This is a genomic window from Bifidobacterium aquikefiri, assembly GCF_002259795.1.
Taxonomy (GTDB): domain Bacteria; phylum Actinomycetota; class Actinomycetes; order Actinomycetales; family Bifidobacteriaceae; genus Bombiscardovia; species Bombiscardovia aquikefiri.
In genome coordinates, this window is record NZ_MWXA01000004.1 from 68,596 (window position 1) to 81,634 (window position 13,039).

Below are 13,039 nucleotides of genomic sequence, written 5' to 3' on the forward strand. Positions count from 1 at the left end.
CTTCGTCACCCCTATACGAAGCGCAAGCAGTTCACCCCGAACGCCCCCTACGTCACCCGGAGCACATCTCCCTAGCCACCCCAAGCGTGCTTTTCTCCCGTCATCTGATACAACCTTTTCTGTCATCATCTGACGCGCGCTTTTTCTGTCATCTCGAGCGGAGCGTAGCGGAGTCGAGAGATCTCAGTCGTTGGCATCCCCTGTAGAGGGTGAGATCTCTCGGCTACGGCTTCGCCTCCGCTCGAGATGACATAGGGAACGCTCAAGATGACAGGGAGAAGAAGGACGCCCGAAATAACGGGGTAGGGAAACATTCATACAACATATGTGAAGGCCCCGCCATTTCATGAATGGCGGGGCCTTCACTATGGACTGGGCTATGAATCAGGCCTGATCGCTTGAGGATGGAGCGGCAGGTGTGGTTCCCGCCGTATTGCCATCATCAGGATTGATTGCGCCATTGTCGGCATCCTGCGAGTTCACGCCACCCTGACCACCTTGATCGTTCAGGAAATCATCGGGGTTGAAATCATCGCCGAGCTTCAAATCGCCGAAGTCGATATTCGAGAAGTCGACATCGTTGAGATCAGCATCACTCAAGTCCATGTTGCTGCCATCACCACCGAGACCGAAGTTCGGATAGATGGTGTCACGGATTGCCTTGTCGGGCTCGACAACCGCATTGTGGTAGCGTGCCAGACCAGTGCCGGCAGGAATGAGCTTACCGATGATGACGTTCTCCTTGAGACCCTTCAAGTCATCAACCTTCTGACTCAAAGAAGCCTCGGTGAGCACTCGTGTGGTCTCCTGGAACGAAGCTGCAGACAGCCACGAATCAGTTGCCAGCGAAGCCTTCGTGATACCCATAAGCTCAGGTCGGCCAGCGGCCGGCTTGCCACCCTTCTTCACGGCGGCGATATTCGCGGCCTTGAACTTTGCCTGATCGGCAAGTTCACCTGGCAGCAAATCAGTCTCACCGGAATCGATCACTGTTACGCGACGTAGCATCTGGTGCACGATAACCTCAATGTGCTTATCGTGGATATCCACACCCTGTGAGCGGTACACATCGTGGACTTCGTTCACAATGTTTACCTGTGCCGCACGAGGTCCGAGAATTCGAAGAATCTTCTTGGGATCAACAGAACCTTCGATGAGCTGCGTGCCAACGTCGACATGCTCGCCATCCTTGACCAGGAGCGGTGCTCTGCGGGTCACTGGGTACGAGATCGGCTCAATGCTCGAATCATCAGGAGTCAACGTGACCTGACGACCACGGTCGGTGTCCTCGACCTTGATATTTCCCGGGAATTCAACGATTGGAGCCTCGCCCTTTGGTGTGCGGGCCTCGAAAAGCTCGGTGACACGAGGAAGACCCTGCGTGATATCGGATGCCGAAGCAACACCACCGGAGTGGAAGGAACGCAGTGTCAGCTGGGTACCAGGCTCACCAATGGACTGTGCCGCAACGATACCGACAGCTTCACCAACATCAACCAGGGTGTTGGTTGCCAGCGACCAGCCATAGCACTTTGAGCACACACCACGCTTTGATTCGCAGGTGAGCACTGAACGTGCCTTGACCTCTTCAATACCATGGGCAACCATGTCGCGAAGCACATCCATAGACATGGCCTGATCGCGCTTGAAGAGCACGGTCTTGCCATCCTTCGGATCAATGACATCCGCAGCAAGCAGACGTGAGTATGGCCCACCATCTGCATTCTTGACGAGCACCAGATTGCCATTATCATCACGCTCGGCAACCTTCATGGTCAGACCGCGCTTGGTTCCACAGTCCTGTTCACGAACGATGACGTCCTGAGATACATCGACCAGACGACGGGTAAGGTAGCCGGATTCTGCGGTACGCAGTGCCGTATCAGCCAGACCCTTGCGGGCACCGTGCTGAGAGATGAAGTACTCGAGCACGGACAGACCATCGCGGTAGTTGGACTTGACAGGACGAGGAATAATCTCACCCTTCGGATTTGCCACCAGACCACGCATGCCGGCGATCTGACGAATCTGCATCCAGTTTCCACGAGCACCGGACTGCACCATGATATTCACGTTGTTGTCCGCAGTGAAATGCTCACGCATGGCAGCAGCGACCTTGTCGGTGCACTCGGTCCACAGGTTGATGAGCTCCTGACGACGCTCCTCATCTGTCAGCAAACCCATATCGTATTGGGAGTTGACCTTGTCGGCCTGCTTCTCATATCCCTGAACCATCTCATCACGCTCAGGAGGAGCAACGATATCGGAGAACGCCATCGTCACACCAGACCATGGTGCACGGGTGAAGCCAAGATCCTTCAAGGCATCCAATGTGGCTGCAACCTGTGCAGTGGAATAACGGGTTGCAATGTCATCGACAATGCCAGCAAGCTTGCCCTTGGGGACCTGCTCGTTGATGAATGGATAGTCAACAGGCAACGTCTCGTTGACGAGCACGCGACCGTACGATGTCGCGAACAGGAATGAACCATCTTTCAGACGCTCTTCCTTGGCAATCTCCGGCTCGCCTGGTTCTGGATCAACGACCTTGATGTCTTGTGGTTCCCAGTTCTTCGGGAGCACAAAGTCAGAAGGTACGCGGAGCAGAATCTTCGACTGCATGTCGATCTCACCACGATCCAAGGCCATACGAGCCTCAGCGAGCGAAGAAAGAATGTGTCCCTGACCCTTGGCACCCTCACGGACGGTTGACAAGTAGTACAGACCCAGAATCATATCCTGAGAAGGCATGGTCACGGTGTGTCCATCAGCTGGCTTCAAAATGTTATCCGAAGCGAGCATCAACGAACGAGCCTCCGCCTGAGCCTCTGCACTCAAGGGAAGGTGTACAGCCATCTGATCGCCATCGAAGTCGGCGTTGAATGCAGCGCAGGCCAGTGGTGGAAGATGTATTGCCTTGCCCTCTACCAGAATCGGCTCGAAGGCCTGAATACCCAGACGGTGCAGTGTAGGCGCACGGTTAAGCAGCACTGGATGCTCGGAGATGACCTCTTCGAGAACACCCCAGACCTCGGCGTCGCCACGATCGACAAGACGCTTTGCGGACTTCATGCTCTGTGCATAGTTCAGATCAACCAGACGCTTGATCACGAATGGTTTGAAGAGCTCCAAAGCCATTGGCTTTGGCAGGCCGCACTGATGCATGCGCAGGCTTGGCCCGACAACGATCACGGAACGGCCTGAGTAATCCACGCGCTTGCCGAGCAGGTTCTGACGGAAACGACCCTGCTTGCCCTTGAGCATATCGGAGAGGGACTTGAGCGGACGGTTCGAAGCACCGGTGACCGGACGACCACGACGGCCGTTATCGAAGAGTGAATCCACAGCTTCCTGCAACATGCGCTTTTCGTTGTTGAGCATGATCTCAGGAGCACCAAGCTCGAGGAGCCGCTTCAAACGGTTGTTACGGTTGATCACACGACGGTACAGATCGTTCAGATCGGAAGTGGCAAATCGGCCACCATCGAGTTGAACCATTGGACGAAGGTCGGGAGGAATGACTAGAACCACGTCCAGAACCATGGCCTCTGGCTTGTTGCCAGTGGTAAGGAATGCATTCACGACCTTCAGACGCTTCAAAGCTCGAGCCTTGCGCTGGCCGGAGCCAGTCTCGATCTCTTCGCGAAGCTCCTTCTCGCAGCCTGCAAGATCGAAATCCTGCAGACGCTTCTTGATGGCTTCGGCACCCATGCAGCCCTCGAAGTAATCGCCGTAACGATCCTCCATCTCTCGCCAGAGGTCGACGTCACCTTCCATATCGCCTGGCTGCAGGCTCTTGAAACGATCGAACACTGCACTCAGACGCTGAATCTGATCGTCGTAACGCTGACGAATGTTCGTCATGTCACGTTCTGCGCCATTGCGAATCTTGGACTTCATCGAGCCCTTTGACTCTGCCGAAGCCTCAAGCTCGGCAAGGTCCTCTTCGACCTTCTTCGCGCGCTTCTCAATCTCGTTGTCACGAGCCTTCTCAAGATGCGCGATTTCCGTATCGAATTCATCCTGCAGATCAGGGAGATCCTGATGACGCTGATCCTCATCCACCTTGGTGACCATGTAGGCAGCAAAGTAGATGACCTTTTCCAGATCCTTGGGAGCAATGTCAAGCAGATACCCCAAGCGTGACGGCACACCCTTGAAGAACCAGATGTGTGTCACGGGAGCTGCGAGTTCGATGTGTCCCATGCGTTCACGGCGAACACGTGACTTGGTGACTTCCACGCCACAGCGTTCGCAGACGATGCCCTTGAATCGCACGCGCTTGTATTTGCCGCAGGCGCATTCCCAGTCACGAGTAGGCCCAAAGATCTGTTCACCGAACAGACCGTCCTTCTCTGGTTTGAGGGTTCTGTAGTTAATGGTTTCAGGCTTCTTTACTTCGCCATAGCTCCATCCACGAATATCCTCCGCGGTGGCCAAGCCGATTCTCAGTTTGTCAAATGCGTTGACGTCCAGCACTATGTGTCCTGTCTTTTCTTATTGGCATTTTTGCTTGTGAAAGTTTAATTTTTCAGGGACTGCGAGAGTGCGCATTTCACAACTCTCGCAATCATACTTCCGATCCTCGTGACTTCACGTACAAAGTCATCTCGAACCGGCTCAATGCTCAGCGATATTGCGGTTCTGCGTCGTCGTGTGAAACTGGCGAGGAAGCATCTGGTCGCGCACCGATATTGAATCCGAGATCATCCAAAGCCGATGATGGATCATCGTCCTCGTCCTTCATATCAATGGCAACACCGTCTGCATTCAAGACCTCAACGTTCAATGACAAGGACTGCATTTCCTTGAGCAGCACCTTGAACGACTCAGGTATGCCTGCAGGAGGAAGATTGTCACCTTTCACGATGGCGCCATACACGCGGACACGACCGTCAACATCATCGGACTTGGTGGTCATCATTTCGTGCAGCGTATAAGCGGCACCGTAGGCTTCAAGAGCCCAGACTTCCATTTCTCCGAAACGCTGTCCACCGAACTGAGCCTTACCACCCAGTGGCTGCTGGGTAATCATGGAGTAAGGGCCAGTTGAACGAGCGTGAATCTTGTCGTCAACGAGGTGGTGGAGCTTCAACATGTACATGTAACCGACAGAAATTGGCTTGGTGAAAGGCTCACCGGTGCGGCCATCATACAGAACGGCCTTGCCATGGTCTCCAACCAGCTTGTTTCCATCGCGGTCGGGCAATGTGGTCTTGAGCAAGCCGTTCAATGCATCCTGCTGAACACCATCGAATACTGGCGTTGCAACTGGTGTATCTGGATCTGCCTTCTCTGCGCCGGCAGGGATGTGTTTCTTCCATTCGGCCTCAAGATCTGGATCGATGTTGATGTCCCAGCCGGAGTGAGCAATCCATCCAAGGTGGAGCTCAAGTACCTGACCAAGGTTCATTCGACTTGGCACACCAAGCGGGTTCAACATGATGTCGATGGGAGTTCCATCTGGAAGGAACGGCATGTCTTCCTCGGGAAGAATGCGGGAGATAACACCCTTGTTGCCGTGGCGACCGGAAAGCTTGTCACCTTGGGTAATCTTGCGGTGTTGCGCGATGTAGACGCGAATCATCTGGTTCACACCGTTGGGCAGCTCGTCGCCATCCTCCTCGGCATCCTCGCGTGTGATCTCCTTGACGGAGATAACCGTTCCGGTCTCACCGTGAGGAACCTTGAGCGAAGTGTCGCGAACCTCGCGGCTCTTCTCGCCGAAGATTGCGCGAAGCAAGCGTTCCTCCGGGGTCAACTCGGTCTCGCCCTTTGGCGTGACCTTGCCGACCAGGATGTCTCCGGCTTCGACCTCGGCACCGATACGGATGATGCCGCGCTCGTCGAGGTTCGAAATTGCGTCTTCACCAACGTTTGGAAGATCACGAGTGATCTCTTCGGAACCGAGCTTGGTCTCACGAGCATCGATTTCGTATTCCTCGATATGGATCGAACTCAAGGTGTCGTCCTGAACAAGGCGCTGGGAAATGATCACGGCATCCTCGTAGTTGTAACCATTCCAAGGCATGAAGGCAACAAGGACGTTCTTGCCGAGTGCCATCTCGCCGCCCTGCGTTGCAGGGCCATCGGCCAGAACCGAACCCTCTTCAACGCGTTCGCCATCCTTGATGACGGGAACCTGGTTGTAGCAGGTGGTCTGGTTGGAACGCTGGAACTTTGAGAGCTTGTAGCTTGACTGCGAGCCATCGTCGTTCAGCACACGAATGATATCTGCGGAAACGTAGGTGACCACACCATCCTTCTCAGCGAGAATGACATCGCCGGAGTCAACGGCCGAGCGCCATTCCGAACCGGTTCCGACCAGCGGACGCTCGGACTTGATCAACGGCACAGCCTGACGCTGCATGTTGGTACCCATGAGTGCTCGGTGGCCCTCGTCATGTTCCAGGAATGGAATGAGAGAAGCACCGACAGACACCATCTGGCGTGGGGAAACATCCATGTAGTCGACTTGCTCGACGGGAACATCTTCCGCTTCACCTTCTGCATCTCGCACAAGAGCCGTCTTCTCAACCAGGTGGCCATCCTTGCCGATGACCTGATTGGCCTGCGCGATGACATGCTCGGCTTCCTGATCTGCTGTCATGTAGACAACGTCGTCAGTAACGAGACCATCTTCAACCTTGCGGTACGGAGTCTCGATGAAACCGAATGGGTTGATGCGACCGAAGGTTGCCAGAGAACCGATAAGACCGATGTTTGGACCTTCTGGGGATTCGATTGGGCACATGCGGCCAAAGTGGCTGGGATGCACGTCTCGAACTTCCATGGATGCTCGATCTCTGGAAAGACCTCCAGGACCCAGGGCGGAGAGACGACGCTTGTTCGTGACTCCTGCGAGTGGGTTGTTCTGATCCATGAACTGTGAGAGCTGCGAAGTTCCGAAGAACTCCTTGATGGTTGCATTCACCGGGCGAATGTTGATCAGGGACTGAGGTGTGATTGCCTCGGCATCCTGAGTGGTCATACGCTCGCGGACAACGCGCTCCATGCGGCTCAGACCGGTGCGCAACTGGTTTTGAATCAGCTCGCCGACCTGACGGATACGACGATTGCCGAAGTGATCGATATCGTCAACGTCAACGCGAAGGTCGACGTCTTCACCATCGCGCTTGCCCTTGAAGGTCTGGTCTCCTGCATGCAGGGTTACCAGATACTTGATAGTGGCGATGATGTCTTCACGCTGGAGGCTGCGGTCGTTGAAGTCAGCTTCGAGCCCAAGCTTGCGGTTGATCTTGTAGCGGCCAACACGGGCAAGGTCATAGCGCTTGTTGTTGAAGTAGAAGGACTCGAGCAGGTTGCGTCCTGCTTCAGGAGTTGCGGTGTCGGAAGGACGAATCTTGCGATACAGATCGGTCAAAGCCGTATTCTGGTCGTTGATCGGCTCCTTCTCGAGAGCATCGAGCACCAGAGGATAGCCTTCAAAAGCCTTGCGAATCTCTTCCTTGGTCATGCCGATTGCCTCAAGGAAGACGATGGCCGACTGCTTGCGCTTGCGATCTACACGAACGCCAAGCACATCACGCTTGTCGATCTCGAACTCAAGCCATGCGCCACGGCTAGGAATGATCTTTGCGCCATAGACTTCCTTGTCGGAAGTACGGTCGCGGTTGCGGTCGAAGTACACACCTGGAGAACGCACCAGCTGGGAGACGATGACACGCTCGGTGCCGCCGATGATGAATGTTCCGTGAGGGGTCTGCAATGGGAAGTCTCCCATGAAGAGGGTCTGTGACTTGATCTCGCCGGTGTCACCGTTCTCGAACTCTGCGTTGACGTAGAGCGGCGCAGAATAGGTATAATCCTTCTCCTTGCACTCCTGCACGGTGTGGCGTGGTTCTTCGAAGTATGGGTCCGAGAACGTCAGACTCATGGTCTGTGCAAAGTTCTCGATAGGAGAAATCTCCTGGAAGACTTCGTCAAGACCGGAGACATGGGCCACGTTATGTGTTCCGTTCGCCTCGTCCTCTTCGGCCTTGGCCTGCCACCGCTCGTTGCCGACCAGCCAATCGAAGCTGTCGGTTTGAACGCCCAGAAGATATGGAACGTCGATGGGTTCACGGATCGATCCGAAATTCACACGATTTGGAGCCTTGTGTAGTGTAATGTCGGCTTCATCGTTGCGTGCGTATGTTGTAGTGGTACTCGTTGCAGCTTTATTGGCAGCCAAAATGGACTTTCCTTATCGCTCGCTGTATTCCGATGGTTCATTATTCATGAGGATACGAGACGCTGAAAAGCACAAAGACCAAGGAAAAATGGTATTCATGTTTGCGGGCGCTTCCCCAATGAGGCATGCCCGCTATATGACACACTCCATACTGCTGCAAAACATTACCACAGTCGCACAGTTATGGCAAGAGTCACAAGATACAACACGGTACATCCTTTACAACGCTGAGTATCTCCACGGCAGGATCACCAGCAGGATCAACGGAGTTTGATTATCTCTACACACTGCTCATGTTCTGCCGTTGCTGCTGGAACGAAAATGGGGCAGCAGCCGAGCGGAGTTGAGAATAAACCCGGATTCACTGCCAACGTGGACGAGCGCGGCAACAAGCGGGGTAAGAATGCCGAATGCGGCAAGAACCATGCCAATCACATCAACAACGATGGTGCCCACAAAATTGAATGCAACCACTCGTCTACCTTGTCTGGCGATAGTAATCATGCGTGCAACATCATGCAAGCGAGAAGAGACAAGCACCACATCAGCAGATTCCTGAGCAATGTCGGTTCCAGAGCCCATGGCGATGCCGACGTTGGCACGAGTCAGTGCAGGTGCATCGTTGACGCCATCCCCCACCATTGCGACAATCCTGCCCTGCGAGCGCAATTCGTTGATAATCTCAAGCTTGTGCTCAGGCTTCAAATCAGAACGATACGAATCGATGCCAGTTTCTGCCGTCACATATTCAGCCACCTCTTTGCGGTCACCGGTCAGCATTACAGTGCGCATGCCCATCGCCTTCAATGCGGCAATGCCCGATGGTGCAGATGGGCGAACGCGGTCTTCAATTTCGATCGCCCCGATGCAGCGATGATTGCACATAACATAGCTCATGGTGGAAACCGGCGAAGCCTTGACACTTGCGATCTTGCTGAATTCAGATTCCGGCACCACCTCTCGGTTACCGACAGTGATGGCATTGCCCTCCACCTCGCAGGTGATTCCAAATCCGGGCGTGTAATTGAATTTTCGAGTAGCAAGAATTTCGAGATTTCTTTTCATCGCCGACTGTACTATAGCCTTGCCAAGCACATGTTCAGAATTTGACTCCGCACTTGCCGCGAGTGTCAGCAACTCGTCTGCCTCAACTCCAGAAATCGGATGCATGTCAACAACAACAGGCTTTCCCAGAGTGACCGTGCCCGTTTTATCAAAAATCACGGTATCAACAGAAGACAATGTCTCCATATGCGTGCCGTCTTTGACAAAAGCTCCTGACCGGGCAGCTCGCGCGATGCAGGCAAGCATGGCAAGCGGCGTTCCCGCTGCAATGCCGCAAGCTCCGGCAACGATGATGACATCGATGGCGCTGGTCGCGTTGCGGGTAATAATTGCAGTGATGATTGCCCCCACCACTGCAACGCTCACCAATGCCGTAGCCATACGGTCTGCCAGTTTTTGCACCGGTGCCTGGGAATTCTGCGATTCTTTGACGGTTTCTATGATTTTCCCGTATGAGGAATCTACGCCAACTCCGGTAGCCTTGATATCAAGCAATCCCTGCTGATTTACGGACCCTGCAAACACAGTGCTTCCTTCGTGCGTCTGCACTAACGCCGATTCACCCGTGATGCGTGATTGGTCGAGCTCGGAGGAACCTGCAACCACGGTACCATCGACCGGCACGCGTCCACCGGGAAAAATGCGCACAACCATATTGCGAGTTACCTGTGCGAGTGCAATCGTGCTGAGCTGATCGTCGTTGCCCACCACCGATACCGTCTGTGGCAGAAAAGCCATTAACTCCTGCAGCGCACTACGGCCGGAATCCATGCAAAGATCCTCGAGAATTTCGGCGGCCAATACGAATACGGTGATGATCAGCGAGGTGACCCACTGCCCGATGGCCGCTGCGGCTGCAATCGCTATGAGCATCGAAAGATCCATGCTCATGTGATGCGCCCGAATGTCATGCCAGGACTCGATGATGATCGGCCAGCAGCCGTAGGTCAGCCCGGCAAAGGTAATGATTCCAATTGCCCACACAGCTTGCGGCACAATGAGTCCCAGAGCGAAAACCACGATTGCGATTGCAGCTGTCACCACCGCTCGTATCACCATGAATGTGTCGATACGACGCAAGATTCCAAGAGATACTGCGGGCTTTTCACTCTCTGTTTCCAACGTTTCAATGGTCATCTCAGGCTCCGACCGCTCGTCTCAACAATATATGCATCTTGACCATAGCGACTTTTCTGCAGGGGTGGAATGGAAGATTGCTCAGCAGCTCGAGGCTGGGCATGGCTACTGAACGGCAATGGTGACTTGATTGGAGGTTAGTTTGGAGTCGTCTTTCATCGAAAGCTGTGCCTGATATGTTCCAGCGTTGACTTTAAGAAGATTCGAATCAGACTGACATGCCGATCCAGTTGCGTTGGTGTTCCAAGCTATGCTTTGAATGTCGGAATCCGAATTTGAAAGCAGTAGCATTCGTGTCGATACAGGGCAAACATCGGACTTCCAGATGGTCTGGCTGCCCGAGCTTATCGTGAGCACTCGAGACGCGTTCGATGCGTTGATGAGGCAATTATCCGAACCACTGTGGGCAATCGTAGCGGTGAAATGCACTGTTCCGCCAACGCCAACCGTTGTTGGCGTGGCCTTCAGTTCCAATGAAATGTCTTCCGCCGAGCAATCCGAAACCCCGCTGACCTGACGCGGTGAGGGAGCTGCCTGACGACTGATTGCGTTGATGTCTCCCCTGTGAATCCAACGATTGATGCCTTCAACACCTTGTGCAATTCCCCATATGATGCCGAAAACTGCACTAAGGAATGCAATAAGCACGATGACTGCGACAATACGGCGGACAAGAAACACACGCCGTTGCCGCTTGCTTATTACACGTCTTCTTTTCAATCCTTGTCACCGCCCTTGAAGCCCAGTTGTCTCCACGCTTCGTAGACCGCTATCGAAGCACAGTTCGTCAGATTCAGACTACGCAAGGATGGGCGCATCGGCAATCTCACCTGTTCGGCAACATCCGGGCCGGTCATGATATCCATTGGGTCGGGAATGTTTCCCGGCTCTGGACCGAACATCAAAATGTCAGTGGGACGGTACTGCACATCGGTATAAAGCTTGGTCGCGTTGGCCGTAAATGCGATGATGCGAGAATTCGGCATAGCCTTGACGAGGCTTTCAAAATTCGGATGCAGTACCACATGTGCCATGTCATGATAATCAAGACCAGCTCTGCGAAGCTTGGTATCTTGAAGATTGAAACCAAGAGGTTCGACCAGATGCAGGATTGTGCCGGTCACTGCACACAGACGAATGGCCGATCCCGTATTGCCTGGAATTCTTGGAGAATAGAAGCACAGGTGCGGAGTGACCGTTACTTGTTTGCTGGCATCTTCGGCCTTCATCATGGCATCAACCACACTGATTGGATTGCCATGGGCATCTGTCACCAGTTCGTCAGGCCCATAGTTCGACTTCCTATAGCCATATTCATACATGGTTTCCACCGATGAGTCCGGTTGTTCTGCCTGTGTGTTCAAAGTTTGCCCTTCCGCTGTCATAAACGCCACCATAACACCGCCGTTTGGCATCAGCACAAGGCCATCCTGACCGAGATTCCCGAGTTTTGTGGCAATTGCGAAGTAACAATCATTGAAACCTCTTGTTTGCATACGCCATTTCAACGATTCTGAGTGTTTATACTTCGCAATTGCCACAAAACTCGGGAATCTCGCTGCCAGTCGATTATCCAGATCGGTTCCTGGGAACTGTTGAATGAAATTGTTTGCTTTTGTTAGATTTTTTGATAAGAATGAAGCCAATAGATGCAAAGGCCGGCACAATGCGATGAATGCCCGGCAATATGGCATGATGACATATGGTGATGCGTGAAAAGGGGAAGTGTGTACATGGCTGATTTGCCTCTGGATTCGCCGCAGATAGTTGAGTTGAAAAGCAGACTCTTCCCTTGGTGGGATAGCAATGCTAGAGATTTGCCTTGGCGCTTCGGGAAAACAACTCCTTGGGGTATTCTCGTGTCTGAAGTGATGAGTCAGCAAACCCAGATGAGCAGAGTCGCTCCGTATTGGACCACTTGGATGAATGTATGGCCGGATGCACGCGCACTCGCGAAGGCATCAACTGCCGAGGTCATCACCGCATGGGGCCACCTTGGATATCCGCGTCGAGCCCTGCGGCTGCAGGAATGCGCTCGCGTCGTGGCTGAAAAATACAACAATCGGCTGCCACAACGCTATGAGGAATTGATTGCTCTTCCAGGAGTTGGCGACTATACGGCGAGTGCAGTACTCTCCTTCGCTTTCAACGCTCGAATTGCCGTGATTGACACGAATATTCGTCGAGTACTCTCCCGTGCTGCACTGGGTGTCGAATCCTTGGGCGGTGCCGCAACCGTTGCCGAGCGAAACCTTGCCAATGACTTGCTCCCGCGTGATTCCAAGGAAAGCAATATATGGAATCAAGCCACCATGGAACTCGGCGCAATGGTGTGTACGGCAAAGAATCCACAATGTGAGATTTGTCCACTATGCGAAAAATGCAATTTCGTTGCCGCAGGAAAACCTGGACTCGCAGAAGGACGGACTCGTCCCCGGCAGCATTTCAAGGGAACAAACCGTCAGGTCAGAGGTCTCATACTTCACGCATTGCGCAGCAAGACAGATGCGGAGCCCTTGTGTTATCGCGAACTCGTCAAACTGTGGCCGAAAAGCGCGCAGCTTGATGAATGTCTGATGTCGCTTGACGATGACGGTCTTATCGAACTCTTGCCTGACAAGGCGATTCGATTCCCGAAATAAC

6 protein-coding genes are annotated in these 13,039 nt (G+C 53.6%); 1 reads left to right on the top strand and 5 read right to left on the bottom strand.

Annotated elements, in window-relative coordinates:
* Positions 1-384: 384 nt before the first annotated feature.
* The 5 genes from BAQU_RS03510 to BAQU_RS03535 all read right to left on the bottom strand — a co-directional run bounded on the left by BAQU_RS03510 (position 385) and on the right by BAQU_RS03535 (position 11,781).
* Positions 385-4,479, bottom strand: a complete 4,095-nt coding sequence (locus BAQU_RS03510) for a DNA-directed RNA polymerase subunit beta' (RefSeq protein WP_094692816.1) — start codon at positions 4,477-4,479, stop codon at positions 385-387.
* Between the two features lie 148 nt (positions 4,480-4,627).
* Positions 4,628-8,194, bottom strand: coding sequence for a DNA-directed RNA polymerase subunit beta (gene rpoB / locus BAQU_RS03515; RefSeq protein ID WP_094692818.1), 3,567 nt, complete (start codon positions 8,192-8,194; stop codon positions 4,628-4,630).
* A gap of 291 nt (positions 8,195-8,485) precedes the next feature.
* The gene (locus tag BAQU_RS03525; protein WP_094692822.1) at positions 8,486-10,396 is read right to left on the bottom strand and encodes a heavy metal translocating P-type ATPase; all 1,911 of its coding nucleotides are present in this window, start codon (positions 10,394-10,396) and stop codon (positions 8,486-8,488) included.
* Positions 10,397-10,501: 105 nt separating this feature from the next.
* On the bottom strand, positions 10,502-11,077 hold the full coding sequence (locus BAQU_RS03530; protein ID WP_094692824.1) for a hypothetical protein: 576 nt from the start codon (positions 11,075-11,077) through the stop codon (positions 10,502-10,504).
* A gap of 35 nt (positions 11,078-11,112) precedes the next feature.
* On the bottom strand, positions 11,113-11,781 hold the full coding sequence (locus BAQU_RS03535) for a tRNA (cytidine(34)-2'-O)-methyltransferase (RefSeq protein ID WP_169713260.1): 669 nt from the start codon (positions 11,779-11,781) through the stop codon (positions 11,113-11,115).
* Positions 11,782-12,129: 348 nt separating this feature from the next.
* Here BAQU_RS03535 and BAQU_RS03540 point away from each other — a divergent pair, with 348 nt between their 5' ends.
* On the top strand, positions 12,130-13,038 hold the full coding sequence (locus BAQU_RS03540; RefSeq protein WP_094692826.1) for an HhH-GPD family protein: 909 nt from the start codon (positions 12,130-12,132) through the stop codon (positions 13,036-13,038).
* The last annotated feature ends 1 nt before the right edge of the window (position 13,039 follow it).